17 protein-coding genes and 1 pseudogene are annotated in these 20,212 nt (G+C 50.2%); 15 read left to right on the top strand and 3 right to left on the bottom strand.

Annotated features, from left to right (window positions below):
- Positions 1-65 precede the first annotated feature (65 nt).
- The 3 genes from aceE (at position 66) to lpdA (ending at position 6,193) form a co-directional block, all read left to right on the top strand.
- Positions 66-2,732 (top strand): pyruvate dehydrogenase (acetyl-transferring), homodimeric type, encoded by a 2,667-nt coding sequence (aceE, locus tag C2M29_RS00480; protein ID WP_105187850.1) that lies wholly within the window; start codon positions 66-68, stop codon positions 2,730-2,732.
- 10 nt (positions 2,733-2,742) lie between these two features.
- Positions 2,743-4,626 (top strand): pyruvate dehydrogenase complex dihydrolipoyllysine-residue acetyltransferase, encoded by a 1,884-nt coding sequence (gene aceF, locus C2M29_RS00475; RefSeq protein WP_105187849.1) that lies wholly within the window; start codon positions 2,743-2,745, stop codon positions 4,624-4,626.
- 154 nt (positions 4,627-4,780) lie between these two features.
- Positions 4,781-6,193 (top strand): dihydrolipoyl dehydrogenase, encoded by a 1,413-nt coding sequence (gene lpdA / locus C2M29_RS00470; protein ID WP_105187848.1) that lies wholly within the window; start codon positions 4,781-4,783, stop codon positions 6,191-6,193.
- An 86-nt stretch (positions 6,194-6,279) separates the two neighbouring features.
- Here the strand turns inward: lpdA and C2M29_RS00465 are convergent, their stop codons facing one another.
- Positions 6,280-6,603, bottom strand: coding sequence for a hypothetical protein (locus C2M29_RS00465; protein WP_105187847.1), 324 nt, complete (start codon positions 6,601-6,603; stop codon positions 6,280-6,282).
- Between the two features lie 245 nt (positions 6,604-6,848).
- Positions 6,849-7,391, bottom strand: coding sequence for a GNAT family N-acetyltransferase (locus C2M29_RS00460; protein WP_325050565.1), 543 nt, complete (start codon positions 7,389-7,391; stop codon positions 6,849-6,851).
- Positions 7,392-7,463: 72 nt separating this feature from the next.
- Here C2M29_RS00460 and C2M29_RS00455 point away from each other — a divergent pair, with 72 nt between their 5' ends.
- Both C2M29_RS00455 and C2M29_RS00450 read left to right on the top strand, forming a co-directional pair.
- Positions 7,464-8,135 (top strand): tRNA-uridine aminocarboxypropyltransferase, encoded by a 672-nt coding sequence (locus C2M29_RS00455; RefSeq protein WP_105187846.1) that lies wholly within the window; start codon positions 7,464-7,466, stop codon positions 8,133-8,135.
- A gap of 121 nt (positions 8,136-8,256) precedes the next feature.
- Positions 8,257-10,353: a TonB-dependent receptor gene (locus C2M29_RS00450; RefSeq protein WP_105187845.1), complete on the top strand. Its 2,097-nt coding sequence runs from the start codon at positions 8,257-8,259 to the stop codon at positions 10,351-10,353.
- Between the two features lie 70 nt (positions 10,354-10,423).
- On the opposite strand, the gene suhB is transcribed toward C2M29_RS00450, so the two are convergent.
- Positions 10,424-11,227: an inositol-1-monophosphatase gene (suhB, locus tag C2M29_RS00445; protein ID WP_105187844.1), complete on the bottom strand. Its 804-nt coding sequence runs from the start codon at positions 11,225-11,227 to the stop codon at positions 10,424-10,426.
- A gap of 214 nt (positions 11,228-11,441) precedes the next feature.
- Between suhB and trmJ the strand changes: the two are divergent.
- The 10 genes and pseudogenes from trmJ (at position 11,442) to C2M29_RS00395 (ending at position 20,212) form a co-directional block, all read left to right on the top strand.
- A pseudogene (trmJ, locus tag C2M29_RS00440) lies at positions 11,442-12,172 on the top strand (tRNA (cytosine(32)/uridine(32)-2'-O)-methyltransferase TrmJ).
- 163 nt (positions 12,173-12,335) lie between these two features.
- Positions 12,336-12,827 (top strand): Fe-S cluster assembly transcriptional regulator IscR, encoded by a 492-nt coding sequence (gene iscR / locus C2M29_RS00435; protein WP_105187843.1) that lies wholly within the window; start codon positions 12,336-12,338, stop codon positions 12,825-12,827.
- Positions 12,828-12,859: 32 nt separating this feature from the next.
- Entirely contained in the window at positions 12,860-14,077 is a 1,218-nt protein-coding gene (locus C2M29_RS00430) for an IscS subfamily cysteine desulfurase (RefSeq protein ID WP_105187842.1), read from the top strand.
- A gap of 35 nt (positions 14,078-14,112) precedes the next feature.
- On the top strand, positions 14,113-14,496 hold the full coding sequence (iscU, locus tag C2M29_RS00425; protein WP_105187841.1) for a Fe-S cluster assembly scaffold IscU: 384 nt from the start codon (positions 14,113-14,115) through the stop codon (positions 14,494-14,496).
- 9 nt (positions 14,497-14,505) lie between these two features.
- Positions 14,506-14,829: an iron-sulfur cluster assembly protein IscA gene (gene iscA / locus C2M29_RS00420; RefSeq protein WP_105187840.1), complete on the top strand. Its 324-nt coding sequence runs from the start codon at positions 14,506-14,508 to the stop codon at positions 14,827-14,829.
- A 92-nt stretch (positions 14,830-14,921) separates the two neighbouring features.
- Positions 14,922-15,461 (top strand): co-chaperone HscB, encoded by a 540-nt coding sequence (gene hscB, locus C2M29_RS00415; RefSeq protein WP_105187839.1) that lies wholly within the window; start codon positions 14,922-14,924, stop codon positions 15,459-15,461.
- Between the two features lie 46 nt (positions 15,462-15,507).
- Positions 15,508-17,370, top strand: a complete 1,863-nt coding sequence (gene hscA / locus C2M29_RS00410; RefSeq protein WP_105187838.1) for a Fe-S protein assembly chaperone HscA — start codon at positions 15,508-15,510, stop codon at positions 17,368-17,370.
- 3 nt (positions 17,371-17,373) lie between these two features.
- The gene (gene fdx / locus C2M29_RS00405; protein ID WP_105187837.1) at positions 17,374-17,712 is read left to right on the top strand and encodes an ISC system 2Fe-2S type ferredoxin; all 339 of its coding nucleotides are present in this window, start codon (positions 17,374-17,376) and stop codon (positions 17,710-17,712) included.
- A 71-nt stretch (positions 17,713-17,783) separates the two neighbouring features.
- A complete protein-coding gene (locus C2M29_RS00400; RefSeq protein WP_105187836.1) occupies positions 17,784-19,217 on the top strand; it encodes an NAD-dependent succinate-semialdehyde dehydrogenase in 1,434 nt (477 codons plus the stop codon).
- 95 nt (positions 19,218-19,312) lie between these two features.
- Positions 19,313-20,212, top strand: a complete 900-nt coding sequence (locus C2M29_RS00395; protein ID WP_233998316.1) for an NTP transferase domain-containing protein — start codon at positions 19,313-19,315, stop codon at positions 20,210-20,212.

The following is a 20,212-nucleotide window of genomic DNA, read 5'->3' as shown; positions in this document are numbered from 1 at the left end:
GCCATGCTCGCACGGGGGCTTTTTGGCATTTTAAATTCGTATTTTAAACATAAGGAAAACTCCATATGTCTGAAGTCAATAAAGTTGACGTAGACGCATTAGAAACCCAAGAGTGGTTACAAGCCCTTGAGTCGGTAGTGCGTGAAGAGGGCGTTGAGCGAGCGCAATTCATTCTTGAGCAAGTGCTAGAGCAGGCGCGTTTAGACGGTGTTGATATGCCAACCGGCACCACCACCAACTACGTTAATACCATCCCAGCAGATCAAGAACCTGCATACCCGGGTGATGTAAATATCGAGCGTCGTATCCGCTCTATCATCCGTTGGAACGCGATCATGATTGTTCTGCGTGCGTCTAAGAAGGATCTTGACTTAGGTGGACACATGGCGTCTTTCCAGTCGTCAGCGGCATTCTACGAAGTATGCTTTAACCACTTCTTCCGCGCTCCAAACGAACAAGATGGCGGTGATTTGGTTTATTATCAGGGCCATATTTCACCCGGTATCTATGCCCGTGCCTTCGTTGAAGGCCGTCTAACCGCTGAGCAACTAGACAACTTCCGTCAAGAAGTGGATGGCAAGGGTCTTCCTTCTTACCCGCACCCGAAATTGATGCCTGAATTCTGGCAGTTCCCAACGGTATCCATGGGTCTTGGTCCAATTGCATCTATCTATCAAGCACGTTTCCTGAAATACCTTGACGGTCGTGGTCTTAAAGACACGTCTAACCAGCGCGTATATGCATTCCTGGGTGACGGTGAGATGGATGAGCCAGAATCACGTGGTGCTATCTCTTTTGCCGCCCGTGAAGGATTAGACAATCTATGTTACCTAGTAAACTGTAACCTACAGCGTCTAGACGGTCCGGTAATGGGTAACGGCAAGATCATTCAAGAGCTTGAAGGTTTATTCAGAGGTGCAGGCTGGAACGTAATCAAGGTTGTGTGGGGCAGTGGTTGGGACAAGCTACTGGCTAAGGACACAACAGGTAAACTACTGCAGCTGATGAATGAAACGGTTGACGGTGACTACCAAACATACAAAGCCAAAGACGGTGCATACGTCCGTGAGCACTTCTTCGGTCGCTACCCTGAAACAGCAGCCCTTGTTGCTGATATGACTGACGAAGAGATCTTCGCGCTGAAGCGCGGTGGTCATGAGCCTTCGAAACTATTCGCAGCGTTTAAATCAGCACAAGAAACCAAAGGTCGTCCAACTGTAATCCTTGCAAAAACCGTTAAAGGTTACGGCATGGGTGATGCGGCTGAAGGTAAAAACATCGCGCACCAAGTTAAGAAAATGGACATGACCCACGTAGCGCATCTACGCAGTCGTCTTGGTCTTGATGACTTGGTATCTGAAGATGATTTAGCAAATCTTCCGTACCTAACGCTAGAAGAAGGTTCGAAAGAATACGAATACCTGCACGCACGTCGTAAGGCGCTGCACGGTTACACGCCACAGCGTCTTCCTAACTTCAGCGAAGAGCTGGCATTACCTCAGTTAGACGCATTTAAGCCGTTGCTTGAAGAGCAAAAGCGTGAAGTATCAACAACCATGTCGTTCGTGCGTACACTAAACGTATTGCTAAAAGACAAAGGCATTGGCAAAAACATCGTGCCAATCATTGCCGATGAAGCGCGTACTTTCGGTATGGAAGGCCTGTTCCGTCAAATCGGTATTTATAACCCGCGCGGCCAGAACTACAACCCAGAAGACCGTGACATCGTTTCTTACTACAAAGAAGATCAAGGTGGTCAGGTACTGCAAGAAGGTATCAACGAGCTAGGCGCAATGTCATCATGGGTTGCTGCGGCGACATCTTACAGCACCAACGATCTACCTATGATCCCGTTCTACATCTACTACTCAATGTTTGGTTTCCAACGTGTAGGTGATATGGCGTGGATGGCCGGTGACCAACAAGCACGTGGTTTCCTACTGGGCGCAACTGCAGGTCGTACAACGCTTAATGGTGAAGGTCTACAGCACGAAGATGGTCACAGCCACATTCTTGCAAACACAGTACCTAACTGTATTTCTTACGACCCCACATTCGGTTATGAAGTAGCAGTAATCATCGAAGATGGTATCCGCCGCATGTACGGCGAGAACCAAGAGAACGTGTTCTACTACCTGACCCTGATGAACGAAAACTACCATCAGCCGGCCATGCCAGAAGGCGCCGAAGAGGGTATTCGTAAAGGTATCTACAAGCTAGAAAGTTATACCGGCAGCAAAGGCCAGGTACAGCTGCTAAGCTCAGGTACGATCATGAACGAAGTACGTAAAGCGGCGCAAATCCTAAGCGACGAGTACGGCATTGCCTCAGACGTATTCTCGGTAACCTCATTCAATGAAATTACCCGTGATGCGCAGGACACAGATCGTTACAACATGCTGCACCCAGAAGCAGAGGCAAAAGTGCCTTATGTAACTTCTGTACTAGGTGATGCTCCTGCGATTGCCGCGACCGACTATATGAAGAACTATGCAGAGCAAATTCGTGCCTTTATCCCGGCTGAGTCTTACCGCGTACTAGGTACCGACGGTTACGGTCGTTCGGATAGCCGTGAAAACCTACGTCGTCACTTCGAAGTGAACGCAGGTTACGTGGTAGTTGCCGCACTGACTGAGCTGGCTAAACGTGGTGATGTTGAGAAGTCTGTAATTGCTGAAGCAATTAAGAAATTCAACATCGACGCCGACAAGATTAACCCGCTGTACGCTTAAGAGGTTAGCAATGACTATTGAAATTAAAGTTCCAGACATCGGCGGTGATGAGGTTGAAGTTACCGAGATTCTTGTTGCCGTTGGCGACAAGGTTGAAGTTGAACAATCGCTTATCACCGTAGAAGGCGACAAGGCTTCTATGGAAGTACCTGCAAGCGAAGCGGGTGTGGTTAAAGAGATTAAAATCGCCGAAGGCGATACGGTTTCAACCGGCACCTTGATCATGATCTTCGAAGGTGAGTCGGCGACAGCCGAAGCAGCGCCTGCACAAGAAAGTGCACCTGCCGCCTCTGCGGCTGGCAGCGCGGCTGCGAGCGAGAGCGTTGATATTAATGTACCTGATATCGGTGACGATGAAGTGGAAGTCACTGAAATCATGGTCAGCGTGGGTGACACGGTAGCAGAAGAGCAATCAATCCTGAGCGTTGAAGGCGACAAGGCTTCGATGGAAGTGCCCGCACCACAAGCGGGTGTGGTAAAAGAAATCAAGGTCAACGTGGGCGACAAGGTGAAAACCGGCTCGCTAGTGTTTGTTTTTGAAACCGCCGGCTCAGCGCCTGCTGAAGCAGCTCCTGCGGCAGCGGCCGCACCTGCACAAAGTGGTGGTGTTGAAATCAAAGAAGTGATTGTGCCTGATATCGGTGGTGACGAAGTTGAAGTGACCGAAGTCATGGTAAGCGCCGGTGACAGCGTCTCAGAAGAGCAATCAATTCTGAGCGTTGAAGGCGACAAAGCCTCTATGGAAGTGCCTGCTCCTTTTGCGGGTACCGTCAAAGAAGTTAAAGTGAACGTGGGCGACAAGGTGAGCACAGGCTCTCTTATCTTCACCTTCGAAGTGCAAGGCTCAGCGCCAGCGGCTGCAAGTGCAGCTCCTGCTGCTACAGCAACGCCAGCCGCTGCGCCAGCTCCTGCACAAAAAGCAGGTGGCCCGGCGCCGGCGAAGCGTGAAGACTTCGTTGAAAACAGTGACTACGCACATGCATCACCTGTGGTTCGCCGTTTAGCCCGTGAGTTCGGCATCAATCTGGCGAAAGTGAAAGGGACTGGCCGTAAGAACCGCGTTATAAAAGAAGACGTGCAGAACTACGTGAAAGAACTAGTGAAGCAGGTTGAGTCTGGTAATGCCGGTAAAGGCGGCAATGGCGCAGGTGTAGATCTGATCCCATGGCCAAAAGTGGACTTCAGCAAGTTCGGTGAAGTGGAAGAGAAGAAGCTTTCACGTATCCAGAAACTATCCGGTGCAAACCTGCATCGTAACTGGGTACATATCCCGCACGTTACCCAGTATGATGAAGCGGACATCACCAGCCTAGAAGCGTTCCGTAAAGAGCAAAATGCCCTTGCGGAGAAGAAAAAGCTGGGCGTTAAGATCACCCCACTTGTGTTCGTAATGAAGGCTGCAGCGAAAGCGTTGGAAGAATTCCCAACCTTTAACTCATCCCTTTCAGAAGACGGTGAAAGCCTGATCCTGAAGAAATACGTACACATTGGTATTGCCGTAGACACACCAAATGGCCTGGTTGTGCCGGTAGTGCGTGATGTAAATAAAAAAGGCATCATCGAACTATCACGCGAGCTAATGGAAATTTCTGCTAAAGCCCGTGATGGCAAGCTGACATCTTCAGACATGCAAGGCGGTTGTTTCACCATCTCCAGCCTTGGTGGCATCGGTGGTACGGCATTTACACCTATCGTGAATGCGCCAGAAGTGGCTATCTTGGGTGTATCTAAGTCTGACTTTAAGCCGAAGTGGAATGGTAAAGAGTTCGAGCCGCGCCTAATGGTGCCGCTAAGCTGCTCATACGACCACCGTGTAATTGACGGTGCCTTGGCAGCACGCTTTACTGTGACGCTGGCAAATTACCTAAGCGATATTCGCAACTTGGTAATGTAAGCTAAATAGATATAGAACTTTAATCCCAGTAAACGGTTTTTACTGGGATTTTTTTACTTTGCAATGATACAATCTTTGCACAATTTTTGTGGGCAATGACAGTTAAATGAAATTATTCGTTATTGCTTCCCGTTCGACAAAATAAGGTAATAGCATGAGCAACGAAATCAAAACACAAGTCGTTGTACTAGGCGGTGGTCCTGGTGGTTATTCTGCAGCTTTCCGTGCCGCAGACTTAGGTTTAGAAGTAACTCTAGTTGAGTCACGCAGCACCCTAGGTGGTGTGTGCTTGAACGTTGGTTGTATTCCTTCTAAAGCACTACTTCACGTTGCTAAAGTAATTGATGACGCAAGCGAAATGGCGTCTCACGGTGTTTCTTTCGGCAAGCCTGAAATCGACCTGGACAAAATCCGTGGTTGGAAAGACTCGGTAATCGGCCAGCTAACTGGTGGTCTAGACGGCATGGCGAAAATGCGTAAAGTGAAAGTAGTTAACGGCTACGGTAAATTCACTGGCAGCAACACCATCGACGTTGATGGTACTACTATCACGTTCGACAATGCTATTATCGCTGCGGGTTCTCAGCCTGTTAACCTACCTTTCATCCCTGAAGATGACCGTGTAATCGATTCAACCGGTGCCCTTGAGCTTAAAGACGTACCTGAGAAACTACTTGTTCTAGGTGGTGGTATCATTGGTCTTGAGATGGGTACAGTTTACCGTGCACTAGGTTCACAAATCGACGTTGTTGAATTTGCTGATCAACTAGTGCCTGCGGCTGATAAAGACGTTATCAAGATCTACACGCGCTACGTAAAAGACAAGTTCAACGTAATGCTTTCTACTAAGGTAGTGGGCGTTGAAGCGAAAGACGATGGTCTTTACGTATCGTTCGAAGGTAAGAACGCACCGGCTGAACCAGTACGTTACGACAAAGTACTTGTTGCTGTTGGCCGTACTCCTAACGGTAAGCTGCTTGATGCTGACAAAGCGGGCGTTAATGTTGACGAGCGTGGCTTCATCAACACTGACAAGCAAATGAAGACCAACGTTGACCACATCTATGCAATCGGTGACATCGTAGGTCAGCCTATGCTTGCGCACAAAGCGGTTCATGAAGGTCACGTTGCTGCAGAGGTTATCTCTGGTCAGAAGCACTTCTTCGATCCTAAATGTATTCCTTCAATCGCCTACACAGACCCAGAAATTGCATGGGTGGGTGTAACCGAGAAAGAAGCCAAAGAGCAAGGCCTTAACATCGAAACTGCGGTATTCCCGTGGGCTGCATCGGGTCGTGCCATCGCTTCTGCACGTACCGAAGGTCAAACTAAGCTTATCTTCGATAAAGACAACGGCCGTATCATCGGTGGTGCCATGGTTGGTATCAACGCCGGTGAAATGCTGGGTGAAATTGGCCTGGCGGTTGAGATGGGTGCAGACGGTGAAGACCTGGCGCTAACTATCCACGCTCACCCAACTCTAAACGAGTCTATCGGTCTAGCTGCGGAAATCTTTGAAGGTTCAATCACTGACCTACCAAACAAAAAAGCAGTTAAGAAGAAGTAATCACTTTTTCCAACTAATAAAAAACCCGGCCTAAGCCGGGTTTTTTGTTTTTATGCTTCGCTATGATTGCGAATTAAACTGCTAGTTCACATGCTCGGCCCTGGCCAACTGCCCTTTTGGCACAGATAAACCAGTTGCTGGCATGCTTGAACAAAATCACGGCCGTTGCGCTCTGCAAGCATGGCATTCGTGAGCTGTTCACGCGAGAGTTTTGGCGTTACTTCTTGCAGCGCTTCGAAGGTGTCCAACACCCTGTCGGCGAGCCCTTTTCGGTACTGCTCGATGTGAGCGAGCCATACCGGCATATATTCGTGTCGTACCTTGGCGCCATCGAGTGCGCCAATTGGCTGATTCCCCTGACATGCTACTAAGGTGCAGCTCAGGGCTATAAAGCTATTTAGTTTATCCATATGCTCACCATACCTGTGTAAGCGCTCATACTAGAGACTTAAAAATATAGTCGCTTTTTTGCCTGGGTGTCATTACAGTTGATTGCAAAGTGAGCGGTTTATCGTCTTTTAATCCGGGTTAGAAGTTGGCTAATCCCCTCTATTATTCGCCTATGGGTCTGATACTGTATGGCTTTTTTAATCAAAGAGTGCGAGTAAGGGGGGAAGAAAGGGCACACATCTTAGTAATTATTTTTCAGCGGCACTTAACGCGCCGCCATTTCATAGTAGACCACATCCCAGTCGCCGAGGGGATCATGATGCACATAATTGCGAACATACTCCATTCCCAGCTTTTTCATAATCGCCACCGAGCCCAGGTTGTCTTGCTCCGCAATGGCGCAAAAGTGGCTGACCTCACTCTGCTCACGCAAAGCGTGCACCACGGCCGCCGCGGCTTCACTGGCGTAGCCCTTACCCCAGCTAATTTGTTTAAACCGCCAGCCGAGCTCTAGGTTATGCCATTGGGGCTGCTCGTTAAAAAATTGGTAGGGACGCACTAAGATCCAGCCGAGAAAGTGCTGCTCGGTTTTTTCTGTGACCTGCCACAGGCCCCAACCTTTTTCCGGATTCAGGTATTTCGCCAGGCGGGGCAGGGCGATTTCATCTATGTCTTCCCGGGTGCTGGGTTTGCCACCATTAATGTATCTCATCACCGCCGGATCCTGGTCGAGCTCAAAGAGCAAGTCGCCATCATCCAAGGTCATTAGGCGATAGCTGAGACGTTCACTGTCGGGGATCTTGATCATGTTATTTACTCCATGTTTGCTCTACAATACGCGCCCGAATCAAACCAAGGCGTAAACCCAAGGCGGAACCAGGTGACCAATTCTGTATTAAAACTGCGGACCCAACAAATAGCAATGGCAAAGCGCGAGTTTAAAGCTCGCGGCAGCAAGCTCAGCCGTTGTGAGTCTTGCCTGCTGGCCCAGCCTTTGTGTATTTGTGCCGGGGTCGAGCAGGTGCCTTGTGACGTCGCCGTGTGTATGTTGATGTACCACAACGAGAGCTTTAAGCCTTCCAATACAGGGCGTTTAATCGCCGATATCGTCCCCGATAATCATGCCTTCCGTTGGGATAGAACCGATCCGGATCCGGCCTTTTTGGCGCTTATTAAAGATCCTCAATATCAAGCCTTTGTGGTATTCCCAAGCGAAGGTATAACACCTGAGCGGGTCTGTACCCAGGTTCAGCGTCAGGGGGATAAAAAGCCCCTGTTTATCTTCCTTGATGGCACCTGGCGCGAGGCCAAAAAGATGGTGCGCAAGTCGCCGTACCTTGATGAGCTGCCCATTCTTTCCATCAGTCCAGAGAAGCTATCGGATTATCGTCTGCGTGTGGCTCCCCATGCGCACCAGTTAGGGACAGCCGAGGTGGCCATCATGGTGTTGCTGCTCGCCGGTGAGACCGAGGCCGCAGAAAAATTAGAACAGCATTTTGTCGCCTTTCGCAGCGCCTATCTGAAGGGCAAGCGTTCTAAGTTGTCCGATTAGCCAGGTGGCTACATAAGCCGCTGGTTTTGCGCTCAGCTTAAGTACCTAAACTGTTCATTTAGTGGCTTGATTTTGCTAGACTCTGTGTTCCTTTTGAATCCAGTAGGGATGCCTCCCCAGCATGAATGCACGTTTATGTTTATTAGCCTGTGCCGTCGCTCAAAGCCTGAGTGTTAGCGCCTTTGCCGACGAAAGCGAAATTGAACGAATTATTGTCACCGGTGACTTTAAAAGCGAATCTATTCAAGAGCTAAGCGCCAGCGCCAGTCTCTTTTCCGAGGCCGAAATTGCCACTCGCGACGCCAAATACCTTGATGAGCTGCTAAACCAGGCGGCTAACGTCAACTTTACCGCTGGAGCATCTCGTGGTCGCTTTGTGCAGGTGCGCGGCATAGGCCTGCGCTCACAGTTTGTTGATCCCATTAACCCTTCCGTGGGCATGATCATCGATGGCATCAACTATTCTGGCTTGGGTGGTGCGGCCATGCTGTTCGATATCGATCAGGTGGAAATCTACCGCGGTCCTCAAGGCACGCGTTTTGGTGCCGATGCTCTGGCCGGGATGATCCATATGGAAAGTGCCGATCCGACCGTGGAGCCCAGCCTTAAGGTGAAACTGGGCGCCGGTAACTACAACTCATGGGACGCCGGTGTTGCGGCGGCAACTGGGTTGGGTGATAAAAGCAGTGTACGCGCCAGCTTCTATCAAAATAAATCCGATGGTTATATGAAAAATGCCTACCTGGATCGTGACGATACCCAGAATATCGACGAGCAGGTAGGGCGCATCAAGTTACACTCGCAACTTACCGAGCACTGGCGCGCCGAGTTTGTGGCGCACTTTATGGATATAGATAACGGCTATGACGCCTTTACCCTGGATAATAGCCGCACCAGTGTGGCGGATCAGCCGGGTAAAGATACCCAACAAAGCAATGCCTTCGGTCTGAGCAATATCTACACTGGCTTTAATTTTGCCGATATTGCCCTGAATCTTACCGCCTTAGATGCGGATATGCTCTATAGCTATGACGAAGATTGGGTTTGTAACGATCCGGAGCAGCCAGGGCTGTGTCAGGCGGGATTACACCCTTGGGGCTATAGCTCGACCGACAGCTACGAGCGTGAGCGCCAAGATCACAGTGCCGAGCTGCGTTTTACCTCAAAGGCGGGCAACTGGGTGGGCGGTCTGTATTACCAGTCGCGTGATGTTGATTTGCTGCGTCAGTACACCTGGAATGAGGGCGATTTCACCTCTAACTACGACAGCGATAACCTCGCCGTATATGGGCAGATCGAAACGCCGATTAGCGATAAAACCCGTTTAGTCACCGGCCTGCGCGTTGAGCGCAACGAGGCCGACTATATGGATACCCATGGTGTAAGCGAAACCGTCGACGATACCATGGTTGGTGGTAAGCTTGCCCTTGAATACCAAGTGGTACCACGCACCATGATCTACACCAGTGTCAGCCGTGGCTATAAGGCCGGTGGTATCAATGCCGAAGCCATCGCCAAAGCCAACGATGAAGGGTTAAGCCAGGATGCAGAATTCTTCCTGAATCACCGTACCTTTGATCCTGAATACCTGTGGAATGCCGAGTTTGGTGTTAAAGGAAAATCAGCAGATCAGCGCTTAAATCTGCGTCTCACAGCGTTTTACATGTACCGCGATAATATTCAATTAAAGGCATGGAAAACCGAAGGGCAGAAATTTGCTGGCTACTATGACAATGGGAGCAGTGGTGAAAACTATGGCCTTGAAATTGAGGGCGAATACGTTTACTCACCGCGCTTAACCCTTAGTGGCAGTGTCGGTTTGCTAGAAAGTGAAATCGATGGTTTTGTGACAGCCGATGGCGTTGACCAAACGGATCGTGAACAGGCTCAAGCACCTAATTATCAGTATGCGGTAAATGCTCGCTTCAATATCACCGATGCCTTGTTTGTGAATGTGGGCATGGAAGGCAAGGACGAATATTACTTCTCTAACAGCCATGACTCGCAAGCACCTAACGTTAATCTGGTAAATGCCAGCATTGGTTATCAGGCGGATTACTGGGGCTTAAACTTCTGGGTGCGTAATGCCCTGGATGAGGATACTTATACTCGCGGCTTTGAGTTTGGTAATAACCCGGTAAATGAATATGCCACGCAAACCTATGTTCAGTACGGTGAGCCGCGTGTGGCAGGGGTAAGTTTTACCTATGAATTGTAAGCCTTAGTGTTTAGTAGGCACAAAAAACGCGAGCTGAGGCTCGCGTTTTTTGTGTCCGAAACAGGAGTAATTATTTCAATAATGACTCTGTAAGTACCGGGCGAATTTCTCTTACAAGGGCTTGGGCCAGCTTAGGAGAACCACAGACAATATTGCCGCTCTTATCGTGATTAGCACCACCGGCAAAGTCCATCACCAAACCACCCGCTTCTTTAACTAGCAGTTGACCGGCAGCGGTATCCCACGGCTTTAGACCAATTTCGAAGAAGCCATCGACACGACCAGCGGCCACATAGGCCATATCCAGTGCAGCTGAGCCAGCGCGACGAATATCCGAGGTATGTACGAATAGTGCTTTGAATGCTTCAAGGTAGGCATCCATATGGTGCTTTTGCTTAAACGGGAAGCCCGTTGCTAGTACTGTGCCTGAGAGATCTTTGGCATTGCTTACACGAATACGCTTGCTGTTTAGCTGGGCGCCTTGACCACGGCTGGCGGTGAAAAGCTCACCACGGATTGGATCGTACACCACGGCCTGTTCGATGCGGCCTTTTACCTTAAGGGCAATAGAAACAGCGAAATGCGGGATATCTTGGATAAAGTTAGTGGTGCCGTCGAGTGGATCGACAACCCATAGGTAATCTGCGTCTGAACCTTCGTGTTGACCTAGTTCTTCACCCACGATGCAGTGGTTTGGGTACGCTTTTAAGATGGTTTCGCGAATAACGGCTTCCGCCTCTTTGTCGACGTTAGTCACAAAGTCGTTGGTGCCTTTTTGAGTGGCTTCAACTTTTGATAAATCTTCACAGGCGCGCAAAATCACCTTACCTGCGTTTCGCGCAGCGCGAATCGCAATGTTTAACATTGGATGCATAGCATTACCTTTGGGTTGTAAAAGAACAATATTTTGAGCCGGCGTATTCTAACGGTTTTACTGCCAAAGTAAATAAAGTTCTCAAAAATAATTGGTGGTTTTTTGAGCTGGGTAGCAATTTGCTATTAAAGATGGACGAAATTTCAACTCGCAGCGCCGAGGCTTATGGTAAACTAGCGCGCAAATTGGTTATTGATAGAACAAGCACTTTACTATGGCGTTAGAGAATATTCGCATTGTATTAGTTAACACCTCGCATTCGGGTAATATCGGCTCCGCTGCGCGAGCCATGAAAACCATGGGCTTTAGCAGCCTATATCTGGTTGACCCAGCGTGTGAAATCGACAGTCATGCCAGTGCCTTGGCGGCCGGCGCCACTGATATTCTCGGCACCGCCACCCAGGTCTCCACCTTGGAAGAAGCGCTGGAAGGTTGTAGCCTGGCGATTGGCACCAGTGCCCGCTCACGTACCCTGAGCTGGCCCATGGTTGATCCCCGTGGCTGTGGCGAAAAACTGGTTAGCGAGTCTGCGCAAGGCCCAGTGGCCCTGGTCTTTGGTCGTGAAAACAGCGGTTTAAGCAATGACGAGCTGCAGTTGTGTAATTTCCATGTCTGCATACCGGCTAACCCAGAATACAGTTCGTTGAACCTGGCCATGGCGGTGCAAACCTTGTGCTATGAAACCCGCATGCAGTTCTTAGACCGTCAGGACAAAGTGGTTGAAGAAGATGAAGCCGAATACCCGAGCAACGAACAGATGCAGCGTTTTTATGAGCATCTGGAGAAAACCTTTGGCGATACCGGTTTTATCATTAAGCAACATCCGGGACAGGTTATGACCAAGCTCAAGCGCCTGTTCAACCGAGCTCGTCCAGAGCAGCAGGAATTGACATTCTGCGCGGTATGCTGACCTCGGTCGATAAACAAATGAAGGGCCCTAAATAAAGGGCTTAATCCATCACTTTCAAGGCGCATAAATACTTGACTAAATTACTCAGGTATTTACAATGTGAATGAATACCCGAGTATTTCACTCAAGTACTAGTAAATACTTGACTCTAATACTCAGGTAATTAAAATTCACACTCTTGATGAGTATGGGGGCGTTATGAAGTTAACATCTAAAGGCAGATATGCGGTGACCGCAATGCTCGATGTTGCGCTACACACAGATGTTGGGCCCGTTCCCCTTGCCGACATTTCCGAGCGGCAAGAAATTTCGTTGTCTTATCTTGAGCAATTATTCGCGCGCCTGCGTAAGCAAGGCCTGGTGACCTCGGTACGGGGTCCCGGCGGCGGTTATTTGCTCGGCAAAGAGGCCAGTGCCATTTCCGTGGGTGATGTGATCAGTGCCGTAAACGAATCGGTGGATGCCACTCGTTGTCATGGTGCAGAAGGCGGCTGCCAAAGTGGTATGCGCTGCCTTACCCACACCCTGTGGTCCGAGTTAAGTCAGCGTATTGAAGAGTTTTTACACGGCATTAGCTTAGCCGAGTTGGTCAACAAGTCCGACATTAAAGAAGTGGCCTTGCGCCAGGACAAAAGCCTAAGCGATGCCCTAAGCCAGTTAGAGAATATAGAAGTCAGCTGTCAATTGTGAGCAACCTAAGGGTTGCCGTGAGCGGAGAAAGTATGAAGTTACCAATTTATTTAGATTATGCAGCTACAACGCCGGTGGACCCGCGCGTTGCCGAAGAAATGATGCAATGCCTGACAATGGAAGGTAATTTTGGTAACCCAGCATCGCGTTCTCACCGCTTTGGTTGGCAGGCCGAAGAGGCCGTTGATCAAGCGCGTCACGATATCGCCGATCTGATCAATGCCGATGCCCGTGAGATCGTATTCACTTCGGGTGCCACAGAGTCAAATAACTTGGCCATTAAAGGTGCTGCTAACTTCTACAAGAAGAAAGGCCAGCACATTATTACCGTGCGTACCGAACACAAAGCGGTTATCGATACCTGTCGTGAGCTTGAGCGCCAAGGCTTTGAAGTAACTTATATGGACGTTGAAGAAAACGGCCTGCTTGATCTGAAAAAGCTTGAAGCTGCGATGCGCGACGACACTATTCTTGTGAGCGTAATGCACGTAAACAACGAGCTAGGTGTTATTCAAGATATCGCCACTATCGGTGACATGTGTCGTGAGCGCAAGATCATGTTCCACGTTGATGCCGCACAAAGCGCCGGCAAGGTGAAAATTGACCTGCAGGAGCTGAAAGTTGATTTCATGTCTTTCTCTGGCCACAAGGTCTATGGTCCTAAAGGCATTGGTGCCCTTTACGTGCGTCGTAAGCCTCGTGCTCGCCTGGAAGCGCAAATGCACGGCGGTGGTCATGAGCGTGGTATGCGTTCGGGCACCCTGGCGACACACCAAATCGTAGGCATGGGTGCGGCGTTCCGCATCGCCAAACAAGATTTCGATAAAGATCATGCCCATATCAGTGCCTTACGCACCCGTTTGATCGACGGCATTATGAACGATATGGACGAAGTATACTTCAACGGTGCACCAGAGCACTCAGTGCCTGGCATAGTCAATATCAGCTTCAACTTCGTTGAAGGTGAGTCGCTGCTAATGGCAGTTAAAGACATTGCGGTTTCTTCGGGTTCAGCCTGTACATCGGCCAGCCTTGAGCCTTCATACGTATTGCGTGCGTTGGGTCGTAACGACGAGCTAGCACACAGCTCAATTCGTTTTAGCATCGGTCGTTTTACCACCGAAGAAGAAATCGACTACACCGTAAAACTTATTAAAGAGTCTATTAGCCGACTTCGTGAGATGTCTCCACTTTGGGAGATGCATCAGGAAGGGATTGATTTAGAGTCGGTTGAGTGGGCACATCATTAAGCCTTGGCAGTGACTAAGGTAGCGAGGTAAAAGTTATGGCATACAGTGATAAAGTAATCGATCACGTAGAGAATCCACGTAACGTTGGCTCTCTTGATAAAAATGATCCAAGCGTAGCGACGGGCATGGTTGGTGCACCGGCGTGTGGTGACGTAATGAAGCTACAAATCAAGGTTTCTGAGCAAGGCGTTATTGAAGACGCGAAGTTTAAAACTTACGGTTGTGGTAGTGCCATTGCATCATCGTCATTGGTAACCGAATGGGTTAAGGGCAAGACTCTTGATGAAGCTGCGGAAATCAAAAACACCGACATCAGCGCCGAGCTGGAGTTGCCGCCGGTGAAAATCCACTGCTCAATTCTGGCAGAAGATGCGATCCAAGCAGCGATTAAAGATTACAAGAGTAAACACGACAAATAAGGCAGTAGTATGGCAATCACCTTAACAGATGCAGCGGCGGAGCGCGTAAAATCCTTTCTAGACAATCGTGGTAAAGGATTAGGTCTGCGTGTGGGTATTAAAACCACAGGCTGTTCGGGGCTTGCCTACGTTCTTGAGTTCGTAGATGAACTGAGCGAAGGTGATGAAACCTTCGAGCAAAAGGGCGTAACGGTCGTTGTTGATGCCAAAAGCCTGGTATACATAGATGGCACCGAGCTGGATTTCACTAAAGAAGGTTTAAACGAAGGGTTTAAATTCAATAACCCGAACCAAAATGGTGAATGTGGTTGCGGCGAGAGCTTTACCGTATAACGGCACTTATTGGGCAAGGCGTTGCTCAGGATCAGGTATTGTATTCGCTTAAGCCCTACCTTATGTAGGGCTTTTCGTTATAAAGGTTTTTCATGCGTTATTTTGAATTGTTTTCGATCCCCGTGAATTATGACGTTGACTTGCAAGAGATCGGCGTGCGCTATTTAGAATTGCAACGGGCGGCGCATCCGGACCGACACAGCGGCGGCAGTGAGCGAGAAAAACTGCTGGCGGTGCAAAAAACGGCGGAAATTAATGACGCCCTGCAAACCCTTAAGCACCCGCTTAAGCGTGCTGAATATATGTTGGCCGAGCTGGGCGTGGAAATTCGCGGTGAGCAGCAGACCTTGCAAGACCCTATGTTCTTAATGCAACAAATGGAACTGCGTGAAGAGCTTGAAGACATACGCGCCTGCGGCAGTGCCAGCGGCGATGTTGATAGCGCCATTGCGCGGTTTGAACGCCACATTAAAGAGCTTGATGGCGAATATAGCAACGAGTTGCAAGGCTTGCTGGCCAGTAGTGATGAAAATGACTGGCAAAAAGCGGCGGATAACGTGCGTAAACTCAAGTTCGTTTATAAATTAAAAGATGAACTTGAACGCATCGAAGATGAATTATTTGACGAGTAGACAAGGCCAACAAACCCTAGTTGAGTAAAAAGGTTTTATATTACACATGGCATTACTGCAAATCGCTGAGCCGGGGCAAAGCACGGCACCTCATGAACATAAACTCGCGGTAGGTATCGACCTAGGTACCACCAACTCCCTGGTGGCCACGGTTCAAAGCGGCGAGGCGAAAACCCTGACCGATGAGCAGGGTAACGCTATGCTACCCTCCGTGGTACGTTATCTTGAGCAGGACCATGTGGTCGGCCAAGAAGCGGCCGCCCATGCGGCAGACGATCCGCACAATACCCTGATTTCGGTTAAGCGCTTCCTAGGTAAAACCCAGGCAGAAATAGAAGCCAGCTATGGGCAATTGCCTTATGAGTTCAGCGAGGACAACGGCAGCCTGCATATTCGTACCCGCCAGGGCGATATCAGCCCGGTACAGGCTTCAGGCGATATTTTGAACGCCTTGCGTGAGCGCGCTGAGCAAAGCTTTGGTGGCGACACCATTACCGGAGCGGTTATCACGGTTCCGGCCTATTTTGATGACGCTCAACGTCACAGCACAAAAGATGCGGCGCAACTGGCCGGCATTAAGGTGCTACGCTTACTGAACGAGCCAACTGCCGCAGCGGTAGCCTATGGTTTGGACTCGGGTCAGGAAGGGGTGATCGCCGTGTACGATTTGGGCGGCGGTACCTTTGATATTTCAATCCTGCGTCTTAACAAAGGGGTATTCGAAGTACTGGCGACCGGAGGGGACTCTGCTCTGGGGGGGGATGATTTCGATGCCCTGCTGGTTGAGTACTTTAAGCAACAAACGGGCACGCACAGCCTGTCGGCTAATACCTTACGCTTATTTATAAATAAAGCGAAAGCCTGTAAGGAAGCACTCACAAACTATGCTAAGGTGAATGTCGGTTTGGAGTTCGACGGACAAACGCACATGGTAGAAGTGACCCGCGAGTTGTTTGCCGAACTGGCCATGCCCTTGGTGAAGAAAACCCTACGCAGCTGTCGTCGCGCCTTAAAAGATGCCGGTATAAATACGGATGAGGTGCTTGAGGTGGTTATGGTCGGCGGTTCAACCCGCATGCCTATCGTCCGTGAGCAGGTGGGTGAGTTCTTTGCCAAAGAGCCGTTAACCAGCATAGACCCGGATCGCGTAGTCGCCATAGGTGCCGCCATTCAGGCCGATATCCTGGTAGGCAACAAGCCGGAAGCGGATATGTTGCTTTTGGACGTATTGCCACTGTCGCTTGGTTTGGAAACCATGGGTGGCCTGGTTGAGAAGATCATTCCTCGCAACACCACCATCCCGGTGGCGCGGGCGCAGGAATTTACCACCTTTAAAGACGGACAAACGGCCATGGCACTGCATGTGCTACAAGGTGAGCGTGAACTGGTTGATGATTGCCGTTCTTTGGCAAAATTCAGCCTTAAGGGTATTCCGCCGATGGCCGCCGGTGCGGCGCATATTCGCGTGACCTTTAATGTGGATGCCGACGGTCTATTAAGCGTAACGGCAATGGAAAAATCCACCGGCGTACAGGCGGAAATTCAGGTGAAACCGTCATTTGGCCTATCCGATGACCAGGTGGCCGAGATGCTTAAGTCATCGATGAGCAACGCCAAAGAAGATATGCAGGCGCGTATGCTTAAAGAGCAGCAGGTTGAAGCCTTACGCGTACACGAAGCATTAGAAGCATCGCTGGCAACCGACAGCCACTTGCTTGATGAGCAGGAGCTGGCGACGCTGCGCGATGCTATGGCACAAATGCAGGCGATGAGCGCCAGCGCCACGGATCCACAAAAGATTAAAGACGCCATCGAAAAGGTGGATGCGGCGAGCAGTGAATTTGCCGCCCGCCGTATGGATGCATCAATTAAAAAGGCCCTGACCGGCCAATCAGTAGATGAGGTATAAGCAATGCCACAAATTATCTTTTTACCCAATGAAGAGTTGTGCCCCGAGGGCGCGGCTATCGAAGCTAAGGCCGGTGAGACGGTATTGGATGTGGCGCTAAAGAATGGCATCAGCATTCCTCATGCCTGTGAAAAGTCCTGTGCCTGTACCACCTGTCATGTGGTTATTCGCGAGGGGTTCGACTCCTTGGAAGAAAGCGATGAGCTTGAAGATGATATGCTGGATAAGGCCTGGGGTCTTGAGCCTGAGTCACGTCTGGGTTGTCAGGCCAAGATTGCCGATGAGGATTTGGTGGTTGAGATCCCCAAATACAACCTCAATATAGTAAATGAAGAGCATTAAGCTTCCACACATGTAAATCAGAAAAAGCCGCTGTATCCTATATCCAGCGGCTTTTTTATTGGGAGAGTTTTATGAGTACGACCTTGTTATTTACCCAGTCTTTTATCGACGGCCAGTGGCTAGAGGGAGAGGGTGAGTTTGATGTCACTAATCCAGCCGACAACAGTGTTTTAACGAGCGTATCCCGTGTTACAGCGGCCCAGGTAGAGCTGGCCCTTAGTGCCGCCGAGCGGGCCTTTATCCGCCTTAAAGACAGCACTTGTGAGCATCGCGCCCAGGTGCTTGAGCGTTGGTATGATCTGGTTATGGCCAACCAGCAGGCACTGGCCGAGCTCATGACCATGGAGCAGGGAAAGCCCCTAGCGGAAGCGCTTGGGGAGGTTAAATACGGGGCCGACTATATCAAATGGTACGCGGAGCAGGCCAGGCGCAGTTATGGTGAGCTTATCCCTGCCAGCAATGACAAGCATAGAATCTCGGTCATAAAGCAGGGTGTGGGCGTGGTGGCGGGCATTACTCCGTGGAATTTTCCTGTCGCCATGATCACCCGCAAGGTGGCCCCGGCTTATGCTGCCGGATGTAGTTTTATTCTTAAACCTTCCGAGCATACGCCCCTATCTGCACTTGCCCTGGCGCATCTGGCCCATGAAGCGGGTTTTGAGCCCGGTGCCTTTAATGTGTTACTGAGCGACCGTGCCAAGGACGTTGGGGAGCAGTTAAGCGAATCTGAGGTGGTGCGCAAATTCACCTTTACCGGCTCCACCGCCGTGGGCAGGCAACTATTGGCCCAGTGTGCGGCAACCGTAAAGCGCACCTCCATGGAACTCGGCGGTAATGCGCCGCTGCTGGTGTTTGCCAGCGCCGACCTGGATAAGGCCGCCGATGGCATTATTGCCAGTAAGTTTCGTAATGCCGGACAAACCTGCGTCTGTGTTAACCGGGTTTTGGTCGATGAGCGAGTGGCCGAGGCATTGACCGCTAAGTTGGCGGAGCGAGTTCAGGCCTTAAAAGTGGGGGATGGTTTTAGTGCCGGTGTTGATATCGGCCCACTGATCTATCCCGCCGCCAAAGACAAGGTGTTGCAACTGGTTAAAGAGGCACTTGAGCAGGGGGCAAAACAGGTCAATCAGGCCGCTACCTTGGGCGGCAACTATGTGGCGCCGCTCTTGTTAACCCAGGTTACTGCCGAGATGCGTATTAGTCAGGAAGAGATCTTTGGCCCCGTGCTCACCGTCGCCACCTTTAGCGATGAGGTTGATGCTATTGCTCAGGCCAATGCTGTGCCCTATGGTCTGGCCGCCTATTTTTACAGCCAGGACATAGGCCAGATTTATCGTGTCAGCGAAGCGCTGGAATATGGCATGGTAGGGATTAACGAGGGACTGATTTCCAACCCGGTTGCTCCCTTTGGTGGAGTAAAGCAATCGGGCCTGGGACGCGAAGGCGGTCATCAGGGACTGGACGAGTATCTGGAAGAAAAGTACCTGTGTTTAAATATCGGTTAGCGACATTTTAAACGGGGGGAGCCTAACCCAGATATTTGCAGTGCCGGGAGGCTTGTCGGTACACTCTAGCTTTTTGCAGTAATGGATCAGTGTCTGTGAATCCTCATATTAGTTTAGTCGTGCTGGCGGGTGGATTGGGCAGTCGTTTTGGCGGCGCCAAGCAAATTGCGCCCCTGCCCGGCGTCAATCGCACCATTATGGAGCTGAGCATTGAAGATGCTTATAACGCGGGTATTCGCCATCTGGTGCTGGTGATTAACGCTGCCGTGCGCGCTTATATCGAGCAAGAGATATTGCCTAAGCTTCCCGAGGATCTGGAAGTCACCCTGGTTGAGCAGCGTCTTGAGGATGTCCCCACCGAGTACGCACAGCTAGCAGCACAGCTTGCAGCCGAGCGGCAAAAGCCCTGGGGTACCGGCCATGCACTGTTATGCGCGAAAGAGGCGGTTGTCGATAAGGCCATAGTGATCACCGCCGATGATTATTACGGCAGCCAGGCCTATCAACAGCTGGTGCAACACTTTAAGCACAGCGACAACTGGGCCTGTGTGGCCTATCCGCTGCAACAAACCTTGTCGGAGCAGGGCGGTGTGAATCGTGGTATTTGTGCCCTTAACGAACACCAGCAGCTTGTGCGCGTGGATGAAGTGCTCAATATCCAATACCAGGATGATGGCTCTTTGCTTGGCCTCGACGATAAGGGGCAGGCGAGGACTTTGGCCTTGGATGCCCTTGCGTCCATGACCTGCTGGGGAATAGATAAGCGACTCTTTACGATTTTGGCAGAAAACTTTGCTGACTTCCTTGGTCACCATGACAAGGGCAACGCAAAGGAGTATTATCTTCCCGATCAAATCCAATACGGCATTGACCAGCACTTAGCAGTGGTCGATGTTTACGCCGCCAAGCAGGCTTGGATGGGGATGACCTATAAAGATGAATTGCCCCTACTGGCTCGGAATATCGCCGCGCTTAAGGGATTAAGCCATAAGTAA

The organism is Pseudoalteromonas sp. T1lg48, assembly GCF_002964785.1.
Classification (GTDB): Bacteria; Pseudomonadota; Gammaproteobacteria; order Enterobacterales; family Alteromonadaceae; genus Pseudoalteromonas.
Note: the sequence above shows the minus strand (reverse complement) of the source record. Positions and strands in the feature narration are given on the sequence as shown.

Coding starts and splice junctions, on each gene's coding strand:
- aceE (WP_105187850.1), top strand. CDS start 66: ATGTCTGAAGTCAATAAAGTTGACGTAGACGCATTAGAAACCCAAGAG.
- aceF (WP_105187849.1), top strand. CDS start 2,743: ATGACTATTGAAATTAAAGTTCCAGACATCGGCGGTGATGAGGTTGAA.
- lpdA (WP_105187848.1), top strand. CDS start 4,781: ATGAGCAACGAAATCAAAACACAAGTCGTTGTACTAGGCGGTGGTCCT.
- C2M29_RS00465 (WP_105187847.1), bottom strand. CDS start 6,603: ATGGATAAACTAAATAGCTTTATAGCCCTGAGCTGCACCTTAGTAGCA.
- C2M29_RS00460 (WP_325050565.1), bottom strand. CDS start 7,391: ATGATCAAGATCCCCGACAGTGAACGTCTCAGCTATCGCCTAATGACC.
- C2M29_RS00450 (WP_105187845.1), top strand. CDS start 8,257: ATGAATGCACGTTTATGTTTATTAGCCTGTGCCGTCGCTCAAAGCCTG.
- suhB (WP_105187844.1), bottom strand. CDS start 11,227: ATGCATCCAATGTTAAACATTGCGATTCGCGCTGCGCGAAACGCAGGT.
- iscR (WP_105187843.1), top strand. CDS start 12,336: ATGAAGTTAACATCTAAAGGCAGATATGCGGTGACCGCAATGCTCGAT.
- C2M29_RS00430 (WP_105187842.1), top strand. CDS start 12,860: ATGAAGTTACCAATTTATTTAGATTATGCAGCTACAACGCCGGTGGAC.
- iscU (WP_105187841.1), top strand. CDS start 14,113: ATGGCATACAGTGATAAAGTAATCGATCACGTAGAGAATCCACGTAAC.
- iscA (WP_105187840.1), top strand. CDS start 14,506: ATGGCAATCACCTTAACAGATGCAGCGGCGGAGCGCGTAAAATCCTTT.
- hscB (WP_105187839.1), top strand. CDS start 14,922: ATGCGTTATTTTGAATTGTTTTCGATCCCCGTGAATTATGACGTTGAC.
- hscA (WP_105187838.1), top strand. CDS start 15,508: ATGGCATTACTGCAAATCGCTGAGCCGGGGCAAAGCACGGCACCTCAT.
- fdx (WP_105187837.1), top strand. CDS start 17,374: ATGCCACAAATTATCTTTTTACCCAATGAAGAGTTGTGCCCCGAGGGC.
- C2M29_RS00400 (WP_105187836.1), top strand. CDS start 17,784: ATGAGTACGACCTTGTTATTTACCCAGTCTTTTATCGACGGCCAGTGG.